This window comes from Arthrobacter sp. UYEF36, assembly GCF_040547025.1.
Classification (GTDB): Bacteria; Actinomycetota; Actinomycetes; order Actinomycetales; family Micrococcaceae; genus Arthrobacter.
The window spans coordinates 1-16,942 of record NZ_JBEPOX010000010.1; the positions used below are offsets into that span (position 1 = coordinate 1).

Sequence of the window (16,942 nt, forward strand, 5' to 3'; positions counted from 1 at the left end):
GCACCCGGGAGGGTGTGGGAGAGTAGGTCACCGCCGGAACATCATTAAACGGTCGAGAGCCCCAACCACACGGTCGGGGCTCTCCCGCATTTAACGGTGAATCAGGGTGGAGCATGCTTCCCCACCTCCCGCAGCCACCGGTTCCGGAACAGCCGCCGGCCACCGGCGCACAACCCCCGCCTGCCCTCACCTCGTAGTGCACAATCCAGCTTCCCAAGTTCCCTTGCCGGCCGCGCTGGAGCTCAGTGGCATCAGACGGGCCTGTGTGGCCCCGCAGCGGCGGGAGGCCGCCGTCGTCGGGCTCCAAGGGAGTCCGGGAGCGCTGCCCCGGATCACGCAGGAACTGAGGGAGCATCAGCTCCGACCACGCCCTAGCTGAGGGGGCGTCCGCTGACGGCGAAATAATGCCCCGAAAGGCGCCGATTCCCGGGTTTTTCCCCAAAAAAGGCCGAAAACACGCGGAATTTGCCACCTCGGCGGCGGCAAGCTGGTAAGTTTTCGAACAGTGGCTTGTGCGCATGCCGTGTGCAGGCTCCAGAAATCATGACCGTCCAGGAGGACATAAATGGCTAAGAACCGTAGTGAACTTGTTGCAGAGGTAGCAGGCAAGGCCGGCACCAGCCAGGCAGCCGTCAACTCCGTGCTGGATGCGATGTTCGAGGTCTTCGAGACCTCTGTCGCCGCGGGCGAAAAGATCACCATCCCGGGCTGGCTTGCAGTTGAGCGCACCGACCGCGCAGCCCGCACCGGCCGCAACCCGCAGACCGGCGAGACCATCCAGATCGCCGCAGGCCACAGCGTGAAGCTGACCGCCGGCTCGAAGCTGAAGGCTGCGGTCTCCAAGAAGAAGTAATCTTCTGCGAACGCTTGAAAGGAGCGGCGACCCTCTGGGTCGCCGCTCCTTTTTCGTTAACTGATGCGTCCGGTCGCAGCGCCCAGGCAGCTGGCTGGTATCGCTCGATTCGGCGGGCAGGCGGGGCGTAGCGGACAATGGAACTGTGCCTTCCGCAGCAAATCCTCGTACCACCGCCGCCGCTCCCACCCCGACAGGGGGACCGCGGGGCGCCGTTGCGGGCTCCGGAGTGATCTCCCGGCCGTGGTTGTTCGCTGGCCTTGCAACCCTGTTCCTGGGGCTTGTTGCCGCGTTGGTGTTCTCCGGCGCCGCAGCCGCCCGCGAGGTCTCCGACCCGGGCGCCCTGGTCCGCTGGGGCTTGCCGGTCAGCAAGGCGGTGCATAACACTGCCCTGGCCACAGTGATAGGCGCCTTGCTCTTCGCCGTCGGAATCCTGCCCCGCACCCTTGCCGGCTCCCGGTCCAAGGACAGGGACGTCCCCGAGCATCCGGCCTTCACCCGGACACTGGCGATCGCCGCCGCCGCCGGAGCCGTCTGGACGCTGTCAGCGATTGCCGTGCTGGTGCTGAGCTACTCGGATATCGCCGGCCAGGGGATCTCCGGGGACGCGGAGTTCACCCGTTCCTTGGTTTATTTCATGACGGACATCGAGACCGGCCGCGCGTGGCTGGCCGTCGTCATTATCGCCGCCGTGGTCACCACGGCATTGTTTGGTGTCCGTTCCCAGGGCGCTTTGGCGGCAACCCTTGTGCTGTCCCTCATCGGGCTCGTCCCGTCGGCGCTGATTGGACACTCCGCCAGCTCCGCCGACCACGAAGGCGCCATCAACTCGCTCGGCCTGCACCTGGTCGGGGTATCGGCCTGGGTCGGCGGCATCATCACGCTAGCCCTGCTTTCCGGCATCTTGGGAGGCGCCGGGTCCGGCCCTAAGTCCGGCAGCCGCCCTGATATCACCGAGCCGACGTTCCGGCGTTTCTCCTCCCTGGCCGGCTTCGCCTTCGCCCTCGTCTTCGCCTCGGGGGTGATCAATTCCAGCATCCGCCTCACGTCCTGGAACGACCTCTTCGGCTCGGCCTACGGGCAGCTGATCCTGGCCAAAGCAGCGGCCACCCTCGTCCTTGGTGGCATCGGCTTGATGCACCGGAGCTGGGTCATCCCACAGCTGGGCAGCCAAGGCCGGGGGCTGTCCGCCCGCCGCGTGCTCTGGCAGCTCGTTGTTGCGGAGCTGCTGATCATGGGGGCGACGTCGGGCGTCGCCGTTGCGCTCGGCCGCTCGGCGCCGCCGCAGGAGCAGGCGCTGGCGCCGGACGCATCCCCGGCCTTCATCATCTCCGGCTACGAACTGCCGCCGGAACTGACGCCGGAACGCTGGCTGACTGAATGGCGCCCGGACTGGCTCTGGGTCGCCGTCGCGGTATTTGGCCTCGTGGCATACGTACTCGGCATGCGAAAGGTCCTCCGGCGCGGGGACTCCTGGTCCTGGTTCCGGGCCGTCAACTGGGTGATCGGACTCGGCGTCCTGACGTACGTGACCTCCGGTCCGCCGGCGGTCTACGGCCGGGTACTGTTCTCGGCGCACATGGTGGACCACATGGCGCTGACCATGGTGGCCCCCATCTTCCTGGTCCTTGGCGCCCCCGTGACGCTGGCCCTTCGTGCGCTCACGGCGCGCCGTGACAGCTCCCGCGGCCCGCGCGAGTGGCTGCTGATCGTCATCCACTCGAAGTTCTCCCAGCTGGTGACGCATCCGCTGTTCGCCGCCGCCAACTTCGCCGGCTCGATCGTGCTGTTCTACTACTCGGACGCCTTCGGCTACGCGATGCGGGACCACATCGGCCATGAGCTGATGAACCTGCACTTTGCACTCACCGGTTACATCTTTGTGCTCACCATGATCGGCACCGACCCGCTGCCACGGCGCGCGCCCTACCCCATGCGGCTGCTGCTCCTGCTGGCCACGATGGGTTTCCACGCGTTCTTCGGCGTCGCGATCATGGGCGGCACCGGGCTGCTGGCCGCGGATTACTTCGGCAACCTCGGCCGGACCTGGGGCCCGTCAGCCCTGCTGGACCAGCAGATGGGCGGCGCCGTGGCCTGGGGTATCGGCGAAGTGCCCACGCTGCTGGTGGCGATCGGCGTCGCCGTCATGTGGTCCCGGTCCGATGCGCGCGAGTCCAAGCGCACCGACCGGGCGGCGGACAGGAATAACGACGCCGATCTCACCGCTTACAACGATATGTTTGCCAAGCTGGCCGAGCGTGATGCCCGGCTGGCCGAACGCAACTCAAAGCTGGAAGGACGCTCATGACCGAAACCGTACGCACCCACCTCCGGGTCCGGGCCTCCGAACTGGTGGGCCGCAACTGGCTCAACACCGGAGGAAAGTCCCTGGACCTGGAATCCCTGCGCGGCAAGATTGTGCTGCTCGACTTCTGGACCTTCTGCTGCATCAACTGCCTGCACGTGCTGGACGAACTCCGCCCGCTCGAGCAGCAGTACTCCGACGTCCTCGTGACGGTCGGCGTGCACTCGCCCAAGTTCGAGCACGAGGCGGATCCGGTGGCCCTGGCCGCCGCCGTCGAACGCTACGAGATCCGCCACCCGGTCCTGGACGATCCTGAGCTGGACACCTGGAAGGCGTACACGGCACGCGCCTGGCCCACGCTGGTCGTCATCGACCCCGAGGGCTACATCGTGGCGCACCTCTCCGGTGAAGGCCACGCCGACGGCCTCGCCGTGCTGATCCCGGAGTTGATCGCCGAGCACGAGGCCAAGGGCACCCTGCACCGCGGCGACGGGCCCTATGTGGCGCCGGAGCCCACGTCGGGCACCCTGCGGTTCCCCGGCAAGGCCCTCTTCCTCCCGGCCGGACGCGGCGTCGGAAGCGCTTCAGAGGCGGGGTCCTGGCTTGTCACTGACACCGGGCACCACCGCCTCGTGGAGCTCTCCACCGACTTCCAGACCGTGCTGGCCACCTACGGCTCCGGCGACAAGGGCCATGCCGACGGCAATGCCGCCTCGGCACGCTTCAACGAACCGCAGGGCCTGGTGCTGCTCCCGGAAGACGTCGCCGCCGAGACCGGCTACGACGTCGTCATTGCAGACTCCGTGAACCACCGCCTGCGTGGGCTGTCCCTTGCGGACGGATCAGTCAGGACCCTGGCCGGCAACGGTGTGCAGCGGCTCCTGGAGACGGGACCGGCCCGGGTGGACGAAGAAGGCGCCGCGTACGGTGCCCGGCTGGAGGCGGATCCGCTGCAGGTTTCCCTCAGCTCGCCCTGGGACGTGGTCTGGTCCACCAAACTGCACGCCGTCGTCGTCGCGATGGCCGGCGTGCACCAGATCTTCAGCTTCGACCCGCGCTCCGGCGCCGTGTCCATCATCGCCGGCAACGGCCTTGAGGGCCTGCTCGACGGCCCGGCCGAGGAAGCGTGGTTCGCCCAGTCCTCCGGCCTCGCCGAGGACGCCGACGGCAACATCTGGGTGGCGGACTCCGAAACCTCGGCGCTGCGCAAGCTCGTAATCGACGACGGCGGCGCCATCACCGTTGAATCCGCCGTCGGCAAGGGCCTGTTCGATTTCGGCTTCCGCGACGGGGAGGCCTCCGAGGCCCGGCTGCAGCACCCGCTCGGTGTCACCGTCCTGCCGGACGGCTCGGTGGCGATCGCCGACACGTACAACGGCGCCGTCCGCCGCTATGATCCCTCCTCGGGCACGGTCTCCACCCTGGCGCGCGGGCTGTCCGAGCCCTCCGACGTCATTGTGGACCACACCCACGTTGCCGGCGCCGAGCCCCTGCTGGTGGTGGTCGAGGCGAACAAGCACCAGCTGGTCTATGTGCCGATTCCCAAGGAAGCGCAGCAGGTGGACGAGGGCGCGGTCCAGACCCACCGGCCCAAGAGCCCCGTGGCCCCCGGGCTGCTGGAGCTGACGGTCCGCTTCACCGCGCCGACGGGCCAGAAACTGGACGACCGCTGGGGCGACCCGACCCAGCTGAAGATCTCCTCCACCCCGCCGGAACTGCTGCTGGCCGGCGGCGGAACGTCGGTGGGACTGCTCCGCACCCTGGAACTCGCCGCCGACGTGCCCGAGGGCGTGCTGCACATCACCGCCCGCGCCGCTGCCTGCGACGGCCCGGAGGACGCGGACGGAGAGATCCCGGACCACGCCGCGTGCCACCTGTACCAGCAGGACTGGGGCATCCCGGTGCTGCTGCAGGCCGACGGCGACACCGAGCTGGTGCTGGACCTGCGCGGAATGGACTGACCTCCGCCGAAGGTGCCCGCTTTTGGCTGCTGTTCGTGACCTCGGTGTCACGGACAGCAGCCTTTTGGTTTTAACCGGGCCCTGGCCCCGCCCCCCGCGCCCCAGGCCCCTTGCCGCTGGTCCGCGGGATTAGTAGCTCAGGAGCGGGGTCACTTTGACGGTGTCTGCGTCGATGTCCAGGCGCGTGGTGAAGCTGAAATCGTGGACGTTGTTGACATACGTCACGGCCCCAGTGAACAGATCCACCTGCTGGGCCTCGATCCGCGCTTTGCCGTTCAGGGGTGCCACGACCCAGCGTCCGCCGAAAGGTTCGATGCTGATGGTGGGGTACTCGCTGATGCTCCAGTCGATGGTGCCGTCTATGACCCGGTTGTTGGTGGTGTGGTAAAACGGGCAGTCCGGCTGGAGTTTCTGCTCCTTGTCGGCGGTGTCGGCGCAGGTGTCCAGGAACTCGTTCACCTTGCTGCCCACCGCCTCCTTCAGCCCATCGGTGGCTTCCGTCATCAGGTTCAGCGGTGCCACGGGGAGCTCCCGGCCGGGCACTGTGGCCGTGGTGGCTGCGGCGGAAAAGTACTCACCGGCCAGGGAGGCCTCGTACTCGCCGGGGTAAAAGACGGCGAAGGAGTTGCGGCCGTTGGGCATGTTCACCGGGACCCCGTTGAGGGTGGCCTCGCTGGCGTTGACCACCGTGACGTCAAGGACTGGAAGTGCGGCGGGAACAATGGCCCATGTGTGGAAGAACAGCCATTCAGTGCCGGACCTCTCCAGCAGGAACTCGGTCCGAAGCTCGCTGCCGTCAATCGTGTAGTCGATCGGCACCATGACCTGGTTGTTGCCGCGGTCCTCGGCCTCGCCGTACTTGATGCCGCTGATCCGGGCGGTGGCGGTCTGCAGCGCCGTGCCGTCCAGCATGGCGGCGTTGCTTTGGGGAACGGAAGCGCGCAGCAGGCCGAGGGCTTTCTCGCCTTCGCCCTTCTGCAGGGCATCGAGATATTCACGGACAGGCTGCTGCGGGCTGGCCAGGGTGTTGTTCACGACGTTGACCGCGACGATGCCTCCGGCCACGGCAAGCATGAGGACCAGCAGCCACGCGGCTGCGATCCTGACCAACGCCTGACTCATTTGCACTTACCTTACGTTACCTGCACCCCACAGGAATCCCCTTGTCACGTGGACCCCATGTGACAGGTCCGCCTAGCGGCGGCGCTTGGGTGCGGTGCCGAAGACTCCGCGCAGCAGTTCGCGGCCGAGCTGGGTCCCGAGCGAGCGGGCCATGCTCTTGAGCCCGCCGCCGAGGGCGCCGCCCAGGGCCCCGGCAAGGTCTCCGGCCATGCCGCCGTCGTCCGCCGGCTGCCGTTGCGGCTGCCGGGGTTCCTGGCGGGACTCCTGACTCGGCTTCTGGCGGCCGGGTGCCGCAGCGGGCCGGCTGCTGGGGCGGCCCAGGATCTCCTCCTCGATCCGGCGCGCCTCGGCGTCGACGTCGGAGGTGCCGGCGGCCGGAGCGGGGGCCGCCGCGCCGGTGTCCGCCGCGGCCTTCCCGGAGATCTTCTCGTAGGCGGAGACGTTGTCGACGGCGGTGCCGTACTTGGGCAGCAACGCCGAGCCCGCCACGGTGCTGGAGATCAGGGCGTCGGCGCTGGGGCCCATCACGGATTCCGGCGCGCGCAGGCGGGTGAGGGCGACCGGCGTCGGGGCGCCCTTCTCGTTCATGACGGTGATGACGGCCTCGCCGATCCCGGCGGAGGTGAGGGTTTCTTCGAGATCGTAGTCGCTCATCGGGAACGTGGAGACGGTGGCTTTGAGTGCCTTGGCATCCTCCGGCGTGTAGGCACGGAGGGCGTGCTGCACCCGGTTGGCGAGCTGCCCGAGGACCTCCGCGGGGACATCCTTGGGGGTCTGGGTGACGAAGAAGATGCCGACGCCCTTGGACCGGATCAGCCGCACGGTGGTGGTGATGGCGTCCAGGAACGCCTTTGAGGCGCCGTTGAAGAGCAGGTGGGCCTCGTCCAGGAAGAACACCAGTTTCGGCTTGTCCAGGTCGCCGGCCTCGGGCAGGTCATCGAACAAGTCGGCCAGCAGCCACATCAGGAAGGTGGAGAACAGCATCGGCTTGGTCTGCAGGGTCGGCAGCTCCAGGCAGGTGATGACGCCGCGCCCGTCCGGGGCGGTGCGCATCAGTTCGGCGGTGTCGAACTCGGGTTCACCGAAGAATTTTTCCATGCCCTGCGCCTCGAGCGTGATGAGTTCACGGAGGATCACGCCGGCTGTCGACTTCGACAGGCCGCCGAGATCCTGGAGCTCGTCCTTTCCTTCCGCGGAGGTGAGGAACTGGATGACGGCGCGCAGGTCCTTCAGGTCGATCAGTTCGAGGTTGTTCTTGTCCGCGAAGTGGAAGACCAGCTGCAGGCTCGATTCCTGCGTGTCGTTGAGCTCCATGACGCGGGAGAGCAGGATCGGGCCGAAGGAGGTGACGGTGGCGCGGACCGGGATGCCGTTGCCGTCGCCGCCCAGGGCCAGGAACTCCACGGGGAACGTCTTGCCGGTCCAGGGCTGGCCGATCCCTGCCGTGCGGTCCATCAGTTTTTCGCTGCCCGTGGCGGCCGTGGCCAGCCCGGACAGATCGCCCTTGATATCCGCCAGGAACACCGGGACCCCGGCAGCTGAGAGCTGTTCGGCCATCATATGCAGGGTGACGGTCTTGCCCGTGCCGGTTGCCCCGGCCACCAGCCCGTGGCGGTTCATCATGGCCAGCGGCAGCCGGACGGGGGCATCCTTGTGGACTTCGCCGTCGACGATCGCGGCGCCGAGCTCAATCGTGGGTCCCTCGAGGGTGTACCCCTTCTGGATGGTGGCGACTTTGTCTGCGGTGGATTTGATGGCCATGCGGACAGCTTAGCCGGGCCCGGCAACCCGGACCCGGCTTCGGCAGGTGGTGTTGCGGCGGTGCTAGTCGGCGAGGGCCTTGAGGACTTCCTTCGCCACGTCCTCGCTGGACTGCGGGTTCTGGCCGCTGATCAGGTTGCCGTCGCGCACCACATGGGAGCTCCACGCGGCGGCGTTCTCGACGACCGCGCCCTTGTCCTTGAGCACGTCCTCCACGAACCACGGCGTGTTGGGGCCGGTACCTCCGCCCAGTTCCTCCTCGTTGGTGAAAACGGTGAGGCGGCGTCCCGCGAAGGCGAACGCACCGGCGTCGTCCGTCGCGCTCAGCAGGCCGGCCGGGCCATGGCAGAACGGGGCGATGATCTTGCCGGCCGTGTTCGCCGCCACCAGGATCCTGCCGAGGGCGGCGTCCCGGTAGAGGTCGGTCATCGGGCCGTGGCCGCCCGGCAGGACGATCGCGTCGTAGCCGGAGGGGTCGACGTCGGCCAGCGCGAGTGGCGCGGACAGCTCGGCGTCGATCTCGGCGAGGTACGTACGGAAGCTGTCGGCGCGGTCCTGGCCGCCGGCGGACTCGGCCGCCAGGCTCACCTCGTCCACCGTGGGCTTCGCGCCGCCGGGCGTGGCGATGTGGACGGTGTGTCCGGCGTTGCGGAGGAGCTGGTGCGAAACCACCAGCTCCTCGGCCCAGTAACCGGTGGGGTGTTCGCTGCCGTCACGCATGGTGAGGGAATCGGCGGCGGATACAACCATCAGAATGCTAGCCATGTGAGGCTCCTGTTCTGCCGGCCACGCGGCCGGCGGTGGTGAGTAGGGGGTTCTAGCGGGCGGCTTCGAGTTCGGCGAAGGTGGTGTCATCCAGGACGATGCCGGCAGCGGCCAGGTTCTCTTCGAGGTGCTGGACCGAGCCGGTGCCGGGGATCGGCATTATGGCGGGGGAGCGGCGCAGCAGCCAGGCCAGGGCCACCTGCGACGTGGTGGCGCCGAGCCGCTGGGCGGCCGCATCCAGCGGCCCGCCGGGCTGAGCCAGCTCGCCGGCGGAGATCGGCGCCCAGGGGATGAAACCGATCCCGTTCTCCTCGGCGTAGTTGAGCACGTCCTCGGAGCTGCGGTCGGTGAGGTTGTAGCGGTTCTGCACGGTGGCGACGGTGAAGAACTTCCCGGCCTCCTCGAGTTCTGCGACGCTGACCTGGGACAGGCCCAGCGCCTTCACCTTGCCCTCCTTCTGCAGGTCACGAAGCACGGTGAACTGCTCCTCCGGATCCACCTTGGGGTCGATCCGGTGCAGCTGCAGCAGGTCGAGCGCGTCGACCTTGAGCTTGCGCAGGCTCAGCTCGGTCTGCTGCCGGAGGTATTCGGCGCGGCCCAGCGGCACCCATTCATGGGGACCGGTGCGCGTGAAGCCGACTTTGGTGGCGATCCGCAGACCGTCCTTGTAGGGGTGCAGGGCCTCGGCAAGGATCTCCTCGCTGATGTTCGGCCCGTAGGAATCGGCGGTGTCAATGAAATCGACGCCGAGTTCGACGGCACGGCGGACGACGGCGATGGCGGCCTTGCGGTCCGCAGGCTCGCCCCAGACGCCGTCCCCGACAATGCGCATGGCCCCGAATCCCAGACGGTGGACGGTTCCCAGGTCCTTGAGATCGATCGTGGCGGATGTTTCCGGATGCTGTGAGGTGTCATGGCTCATAGGGGCGGCAACTCCCTCAGCCTGCTGAGTATTCCAACCGCGGGCCCGCACGGCGGGTTTCCCGACACGGGGCAGGGCCCGGAAGTAAGCTGGGGTATGGCCACCCGGGTATTGAAAAAAGTTGTTTCCGCCGCAGTCACGCTGGGCCTGCTACTGCTGGGTGGAGGGCCGGCCGCGGCTGCCCCGCCCCGAAATGCCGAGCCGGTCGGCATCGACGTGTCCTGGCCCCAGTGCGGCAAGACCCTTCCCAAGCAGCCGGCGTTCGCCATCGTGGGGGTGAATAACGGCCTCGCCAACACCACCAACCCGTGCCTGGCAACCCAGCTCGCCTGGGCAGACACCGCCCCGTCCCCGGCGCTCACCGCGCAGCCTCGAGTGGCGCTGTACGTCAATACGGCCAACCCCGGCCTGCAGGGTTCGTGGTGGCCCAGTTCCAACCAGTACGGCGGCGTTGACGTGCCCAACCCGTACGGTGTGTGCGGCAGCGGGGCAAACGACTTCCGGGCCTGCTCCTATATGTACGGCTACGCGAAGGCCTACGACGACGCCACCATCCGCGGGGTCGAGAATCCGGAGAACTACCTGTGGTGGCTGGACGTGGAGACCGAAAACAGCTGGCAGCCGGATAAGGCGGCCAATGTTGCGGTCCTCGAAGGCATGACCGATTACTTCACCGGCATCAACGCCAAAGTCGGCCTGTATTCCACCGGCTACCAGTGGAGCCAGATTGCCGGCACCGTAGAGGCCAGCAGCCCCCTCGCAGGCTTGCCCAGTTGGCTGGCGGGAGCGAGGTCGCTGACGGGTGCCAAGTCCCACTGCTCTTGGGCGGCGCTCACCCCCGGCAGCCGCGTCGCCCTGACGCAGTACGTCTCCGGCGGGCTGGACTACAACTACTCGTGCCCCTGAGCCGCCACCGGCTGCTACATGGGGAGCGCCACAGCTGAGGCAGAAATAACCCGGAGCCCGGCGTCGTTGTCGACAGTGTGCCCAAGCCGGGATGCGGCGTGGCACCTCAGACTTCCCGCTACGAAAGGCCGGCTTTTCCGTGACTGTTCCGCATTCCATCCTTGACCTGGCAACCATCGGCAAGGGCCAGACGGCGGCAGAGAGCCTGGCGGGGAGCGTCGCGATGGCGCAGCTTGCCGAGAGGCTGGGCTACCGGCGGGTCTGGTACGCCGAGCACCACAACATGTCGGCGATCGCCTCCTCGGCCACCAGTGTGCTGATCGCCCATGTCGCCGCGCAGACCGAGAGTATCCGTCTCGGCGCCGGCGGCGTGATGCTGCCCAACCACTCGCCGCTGACTATCGCCGAGCAGTTCGGCACCCTTGAAACCCTTCACCCGGGCCGGATCGACCTGGGCCTGGGCCGGGCGCCCGGAAGCGACCAGAACACGCTGAGGGCCCTGCGCCGCGACCCGATGTCCTCGGACAGCTTCCCGCAGGATGTACTGGAACTCCAGGGGTACCTGACCGGCCCCACCCGCATTCAAGGTGTGGAGGCCACCCCGGGCAAGGGCACCGACGTGCCGCTGTACATCCTGGGATCCTCGCTCTTCGGCGCCAAGCTCGCCGCGCAGCTGGGCCTGCCCTACGCCTTCGCCTCGCATTTCGCGCCAAACGCGCTGCAGGACGCCGTCGCGATCTACCGCCGCGACTTCCAGCCGTCCGCGCAGCTGGACGCCCCGCATGTGATCGCCGGCGTCAACGTGATCGCGGCGGATTCCGCGGCCGAGGCGCAGGAAATGTTCCACGCCACCAAACGCGCCCGCGTCTCGCTGTTCTTCGGCAACGGCCGGGAGTTCAGCGACGACGAGGCGGACATGATCCTGGACTCGCCGCAGGGCCAGCACGTGGCCCAGATGATGAAGTACTCCGCCGTGGGCACCCCGGACGCCGTGCTGGAATACCTGGAGGAATTCACTGCCCACGCCGACGCCGACGAGCTTATCGTCGCGCACCAGAGCACCGGCACCGAGGCCCGGCTGCGGTCGGTGCAGCTGCTGGCCGACGTCGCCGGGCTGGTCCGGGTCTAGGCGCCACGGGGTCCGTCTGCGCCATGCGTGTTGCTGTACATCGGTTGGCCTGCCCGTGCCGGAGGTTGCGGATGTTACATAGCCGCAACCGCGGGGACACCCGCGGGAAATCGGCCGGGAGGATACTTTAAGTACGTCCTCCACGGACGGTCTCACGCAGGCATTGGGGACTACTCGAAGGACTCCACGCATGCCCACTCCGCTGAACCAGTCCCTGGCCGATTCTGCCCTCCTGACGAAATCCCTGCCGCTGGGTCTGCTCCGCGCCTTTGTGCAGACCAACGCCGCCGACGACGGGCTGACGCCGCAGCTGCTGGCCGAACTCAAGATCCTGGCCCGCACCCCCGGGCTGCTCGTGGCCTGCAACTACGGCGGTACCCTGTGCGCCGCGGAAGGCATCTCCACCGAAACGCTTCCGCTGGGCAGCGCCGCGATTGCCCTCCGGGCGCTGGCTGCCCTGCCGAACACCCACGCTGCCGTCATCTCGGGGCGTTCCCTGCGCGACCTGGCCGCCGTCTCGCGGCTTCCGGCCGAGGTGCACCTGGTCGGTTCGCACGGCGCCGAGTTTGACATGGGCTACGCCCACGGACTGTCCCTGGCCACCGAGTCCGTGCTCCAGCAGGCCAGCCAGGCGCTCGCCGAAACTGTGGGCGCCTACCGCGGCATCACGATCGAGCGGAAGCCCGTCGCCGTGTCAGTGCACACCCGCCCGGCAGCCCCCGACGTCGTTGCGCTGGCCATCGAGCAAGCGGAGGCCATCGCCCGGGCGCACGGGCTGTCCTTCATCGTGGACGGTTCGGTGCTGGACCTGTCCGTGGTGGAACCGGCCAAGGCCACCGCCCTGGAACACCTGCGCTCCATGCTCGGCGTCAGTGCCGCCCTATACGCGGGGGACGCGGCCAGTGATGAGCTGGCAATGGCGACCCTGCGCGGGCCGGACATGGCCCTGCGGGTGGGGGAGGGCCCCACGCTGGCCGCGCACCGGCTGCGGGACCCCGAGTCCTTCGCCCGGGTGCTGGCCATCCTTTTTGAACTGCGGCGGGCCTGGCTGTTCGGGGAGGACGCCGTCGGCCTGGAACGGCATTCGCTGATCGGCAACGGCTCCTCCACGGCGCTGATCACCCCGGACGCCAAGATTTGCTGGATGAGCCATCCGCTGCCGGACTCGGGGTCCCTGTTCGCGCATCTCCTCGGCGGCGACGCGGCCGGCCACTTTTCGGTCGAGCCGGTGAAGGCCTCGCAGGTCCTGGGCCAGCGCTATGTGGACAGCACCATGATCGTGGAAACCCGCTGGGCCGACGTTACCGTCACTGACTATCTGGAACCGGCACCGGAGGGGGTGACCAGCCTGGTCCGGGTGCTCTCGGGCACGGGAACGGCGCGGATAGTCTTTGCGCCCCGCCCGGACTACGCGAACGCGCCCTTCAGCATGGAGGCCCGGGGGGAGGAGTTGCACGTCGTGGGGACCGCTGACCCGATCATCCTGCTCGCCCCCGGCGTCAGCTTCACCATCACTTCGGACGGCCGCCACGCCACCGCCACGGCCGACGTCGAGCTGCGGCACGGCCCGGTGGTGCTGAACCTGCGCTGCGGCGACACGGAACTCCAGCGCGCGGAGCAGCCGGAGGAGAACTCGCGCCGCGCCGCCGTCGCGCATCATTCCCGGCGCTGGGTGCAGGCACTGCAGCTGCCCTCCGTGAAACCCTCCCTGGTCCGCCGGTCCGCCCTGGTGCTCCGCGCCCTGGTCCACGAGCCCACCGGCGCCGTGCTGGCGGCGCCGACCACGTCGCTGCCGGAGGGGATCGGCGGCACCCGCAACTGGGACTACCGGTACTGCTGGCTGCGGGACGGCTCCATGACGGTCAACGCGCTGGTGGACCTCGGCTCGACGTCGGAGGCGGAAGGGTTCCTGGGCTGGCTGGGGCGGATCCTGGCCCATGCCCCCGGCCCGGAGTGGCTGCATCCGCTGTATTCGGTCACCGGGGCGCCGCTGTCCACCGAAGCCATCATCGAGAGCCTCCCCGGCTACGCGGGGTCCCGGCCGGTCCGGATCGGCAACGCCGCGGACCACCAGGTGCAGCTGGACGTGTTCGGGCCGGTCGCCGAGCTGATCGATGCCCTGAGCGCGCGGCAGGGGGCGCTGGATGATGCGCACTGGGAGCTGATGGTCCAGATGGCTTCGGCCGTCCTGGCCCGCTGGCACGAGGCGGACCACGGAATCTGGGAAGCCCGGCGGGCACCCCGGCACCATATCTACACCAAGGTGATGTGCTGGGTGGCGCTGGACCGGGCGCTGCGCACCGCCGCCCGGCACGGCCGGACGCCGCTTCCGGAGTGGGAGCCGACGGCGGCGATCATCAGGGAGGAAGTCCTGCGCGAAGGCTGGGATGAGAGTGCCGCGTCCTATACCGTGGCCTACGACAGCCCGGACCTGGACGCCGCGGTGCTGCATATCGGGCTCTCCGGGCTCCTGGACGTCTCCGACCAGCGTTTCCTGGACACTGTCACGGCGGTGGAACGGGAACTGCGGGTAGGGCCCACCGTGTTCCGCTACCGTTACGACGACGGCCTGCCGGGCCTGGAGGGCGGCTTCCACATCTGCACCACGTGGCTGATCGAGGCCTATGTTGCGGTGGGGCGGATCGAGGAGGCATGGGACCTGTTCGACCAGCTGGTCAACCTGTTCGGGCCCACCGGGCTGCTGCCGGAGGAGTACGACCCGGGCACCGAGACGCATCTGGGGAACCACCCGCAGGCGTACTCGCATCTGGGCTTCATCCGCTGCGCGCGGCTGCTGGACGCGCTGCCGAAGAACTAAGTGGCTCCGCTGGAGTTGAAGCGGAATGTCCGCTATTCGCAGGCGACGCCGTCGCGGTCGCCGTCCATCTGCTCGCGGTAGCCCGGCTGGCCGGCCCGCAGCGGAGCGGCCCCGGCGGCGCGGGCGGCGGCGCAGTTCGCGTAGTACACGGCCGTCGAAGCGGGTGGGGCGGCGGGTGGGGCGGCGGGGGGTGCGGCGTCGGCCGGGGCAGGTGCGGCGGGGGGTACCGGCTGGGGTTCGGCTGGTGCCGGTGCTTCCTGGCCGGCGGGGGCGGTGGTGTCCTGGCAGCCGGCCAGGACCCGTGCCATCGCATCGTGTTCCGCCCGGGTGACCCAGAGCCCGTAGCTGGACTTGACCGAGATCTGGCGGGCCACGTAGTCGCAGCGGTAGGACTTGTTCGGCGGCAGCCAGGTGGCGGCGTCGCCGTCGCTCTTTTGCTGGTTGGTGGGGCCGTCCACCGCGAGCAGGTTCAGCGGATCGTTGGCGAAGGAAAGCCGCTGAGCCTCGGTAAGCTGCTGGGCGCCCTTCTGCCAGGCGTCGCTGAGGGCCACGACATGGTCGATCTGCACGGCGGCGCTGGTGCTGTTGCCGCGGAGGAAGTTGACCAGGCTTGCCGTGTAGGGGTCGTTCAGGATGCCGGAGAGGACAACGCAGTCCCGGGTGCCAGGCTTGAGGGCGAGATCGGTCAGGTCCCGACGGAGCATGTCATTGCGGGTGTCGCAGCCGTTGCGGTCGACGTCGGCCCAGGCCTGGCCGAACTGGTCGCGCGAGTAACCCGTCTTCGGGGCCCGGCCCTTGACCGGGATTGTGGCCAGCACGTCCAGGGCTTTGCTGGCGACGGGGTCCGGTGCGGCCCCCTCGGCGGTGGGCGCGGGACTCTCCACGGGGGCCGGGGCGGTGGAGCTCTCAGCGGGGGCAGAGGCGCTCGCGGCGGGGGCCGGCGCGGCGGCCGGTGCCGTCCCGGGGCTGGCGCAGGCCGTGGCGGAGACCAGCAGCAGCCCCGCCAGCCCGGCCGCGATCCAGTCGACGGCGCCGGACCTGGCGGTGCTGGATCCCGCAGTGTTGCGTGGTGTGACCCTGTGCAATTCTTCCCCACTTCATGCTGTTGCCCCGGGTCCCCGCGGAGCAGCTTGAGACCGGTCCCAGCCTACCGCCGTCCACAGCAACGCGGGGTCACATCGCGCCCATGCTGAGGGCCGGGATGGGCGCGATCTGACCCCGCGTTGCTCCAGGGTTGCCCGCGGGGTCAGCGGAGCCGCGGGCGGGATGCCGAGAAGATCGCCGGTGCGGGACCTTCGCCGGTGGCGAGGTCGGCGAGGATCCGCCCGATCACGGGCGTGAATTTGAACCCGTGGCCGGAGAAGCCCGCGCCGATCACCAGGGGCCCGGTGCGGTCGAGGATGAAGTTCTCGTCCACGGTGGTGGTGTAGGTGCAGCTGATATCCGTAAGGGAGTCCGCATCCACTCCGGGCAGCCAGGACCGCGCGTAGCGTTGCAGCGCCGCCAGCTGCCCCGGCTCCGGCGTGAACGACCTCCGGTCCGGGTCCACCACCGGCCCCACGCCGTGCCAGCCGGCCTTGATGCCCTCCCCGGGAGTCTGCATGCCGTAGACCGGTGAGTACCAGTCGGCGAACTCCGCACCCTGGCCCGGAACATGGTTGAACCCGGGCCAGAGCGCACCCTCGTCCGCAATGGCGAAGTGCGCCGGCTGTTCCTGCGTCACGGTGAGCCTGGGGAGGGACGCCGCCGTGCCGAGCAGTTTCGAAGTCCAGGCCCCGGCCGTGACCACGGCCTGCCGGGCGGTCAGCACCTCAGTGCGGCCCCCGGCGTCGAGCGTGAGCCGGACGCCGCCGCCCTCCACTGCGAGATCCAGCACCTTGACCCGGTACCGGATGTCGGCCCCGCGGACCGCGGCGAGGCGCTGCAGCACCGGCAGGGCGGCATCGGGATTCAGCTGCCCGCCGTCGGGCATGTGCAGCACCTGCTGGTCGAACCGGATGCCGCGCCAGCGTTCGGCGGCTTCCGTGGCACTCAGGAACTCGGCCCGCAGCCCTGCCCCGAGCAGGGCGCTGCGCACCGCGCCCAGCCGCGGGTCGGTGCCGTGGTTCACGACGCCGGTGCGCGCCAGGAGGCGCTCACCGCCGTCAGCCTCGAGCTCGTCCCACAGCCGGACGGCCTCGGCGAGCATGGCCACGTAGTCCGGATCTGCGTAGCCGGGGTTAAGGTTCCGGGTGGCCCCGTGCGACGCGCCGTTGCGGTGTCCGGGGCTGAACTGCTCCAGCAGGGTGACATCCCGGCCGCGGCTGGCCAGGGCCCAGGTGGCCGCCGAGCCCATGGCCCCGGCTCCAATGACGACGGTGTCCAGGCTGGTGGTCATGGGTCCTCCGGAGGGTGTGGGTG

General features: G+C 68.9%; 12 protein-coding genes. 6 read left to right on the forward strand and 6 right to left on the reverse strand.

Annotated features, from left to right (window positions below; all coding sequences use genetic code 11):
* Nucleotides 1–565: 565 nt before the first annotated feature.
* From ABIB29_RS14640 to ABIB29_RS14650, 3 genes are all read left to right on the forward strand, one after another.
* Nucleotides 566–853, forward strand: coding sequence for an HU family DNA-binding protein (locus ABIB29_RS14640; protein ID WP_066436531.1), 288 nt, complete (start codon nt 566–568; stop codon nt 851–853).
* Nucleotides 854–998: 145 nt separating this feature from the next.
* Nucleotides 999–3,161, forward strand: coding sequence for a bifunctional copper resistance protein CopD/cytochrome c oxidase assembly protein (locus ABIB29_RS14645; protein WP_502915622.1), 2,163 nt, complete (start codon nt 999–1,001; stop codon nt 3,159–3,161).
* A complete protein-coding gene (locus ABIB29_RS14650; RefSeq protein WP_354173538.1) occupies nt 3,158–5,119 on the forward strand; it encodes an NHL domain-containing thioredoxin family protein in 1,962 nt (653 codons plus the stop codon). The genes ABIB29_RS14645 and ABIB29_RS14650 overlap by 4 nt, the downstream gene beginning before the upstream one ends.
* A 129-nt stretch (nt 5,120–5,248) precedes the next feature.
* On the opposite strand, the gene ABIB29_RS14655 is transcribed toward ABIB29_RS14650, so the two are convergent.
* From ABIB29_RS14655 to ABIB29_RS14670, 4 genes are all read right to left on the reverse strand, one after another.
* On the reverse strand, nt 5,249–6,241 hold the full coding sequence (locus ABIB29_RS14655) for a hypothetical protein (RefSeq protein WP_354173539.1): 993 nt from the start codon (nt 6,239–6,241) through the stop codon (nt 5,249–5,251).
* Between the two features lie 72 nt (nt 6,242–6,313).
* Nucleotides 6,314–8,002: a helicase HerA-like domain-containing protein gene (locus tag ABIB29_RS14660; protein ID WP_354173540.1), complete on the reverse strand. Its 1,689-nt coding sequence runs from the start codon at nt 8,000–8,002 to the stop codon at nt 6,314–6,316.
* A 63-nt stretch (nt 8,003–8,065) separates the two neighbouring features.
* The gene (locus ABIB29_RS14665) at nt 8,066–8,767 is read right to left on the reverse strand and encodes a type 1 glutamine amidotransferase domain-containing protein (protein WP_354173541.1); all 702 of its coding nucleotides are present in this window, start codon (nt 8,765–8,767) and stop codon (nt 8,066–8,068) included.
* A gap of 52 nt (nt 8,768–8,819) precedes the next feature.
* The gene (locus ABIB29_RS14670) at nt 8,820–9,689 is read right to left on the reverse strand and encodes an aldo/keto reductase (RefSeq protein WP_354173542.1); all 870 of its coding nucleotides are present in this window, start codon (nt 9,687–9,689) and stop codon (nt 8,820–8,822) included.
* Nucleotides 9,690–9,785: 96 nt separating this feature from the next.
* On the opposite strand from ABIB29_RS14670, the gene ABIB29_RS14675 reads away from it, so the two are divergent.
* The 3 genes from ABIB29_RS14675 (at nt 9,786) to ABIB29_RS14685 (ending at nt 14,542) form a co-directional block, all read left to right on the forward strand.
* Nucleotides 9,786–10,595, forward strand: coding sequence for a glycoside hydrolase family 25 domain-containing protein (locus tag ABIB29_RS14675; RefSeq protein WP_354173543.1), 810 nt, complete (start codon nt 9,786–9,788; stop codon nt 10,593–10,595).
* Between the two features lie 139 nt (nt 10,596–10,734).
* Nucleotides 10,735–11,724 (forward strand): LLM class flavin-dependent oxidoreductase, encoded by a 990-nt coding sequence (locus ABIB29_RS14680; RefSeq protein WP_354173544.1) that lies wholly within the window; start codon nt 10,735–10,737, stop codon nt 11,722–11,724.
* Between the two features lie 190 nt (nt 11,725–11,914).
* Nucleotides 11,915–14,542 (forward strand): trehalase-like domain-containing protein, encoded by a 2,628-nt coding sequence (locus ABIB29_RS14685; RefSeq protein ID WP_354173545.1) that lies wholly within the window; start codon nt 11,915–11,917, stop codon nt 14,540–14,542.
* 32 nt (nt 14,543–14,574) lie between these two features.
* Here ABIB29_RS14685 and ABIB29_RS14690 read toward each other — a convergent pair whose 3' ends face one another.
* The gene (locus tag ABIB29_RS14690; RefSeq protein ID WP_354173546.1) at nt 14,575–15,627 is read right to left on the reverse strand and encodes a GmrSD restriction endonuclease domain-containing protein; all 1,053 of its coding nucleotides are present in this window, start codon (nt 15,625–15,627) and stop codon (nt 14,575–14,577) included.
* 161 nt (nt 15,628–15,788) lie between these two features.
* Complete coding sequence (locus tag ABIB29_RS14695; RefSeq protein ID WP_354173547.1) at nt 15,789–16,919, reverse strand: FAD-dependent oxidoreductase; 1,131 nt, start codon at nt 16,917–16,919, stop codon at nt 15,789–15,791.
* Nucleotides 16,920–16,942: the final 23 nt, after the last annotated feature.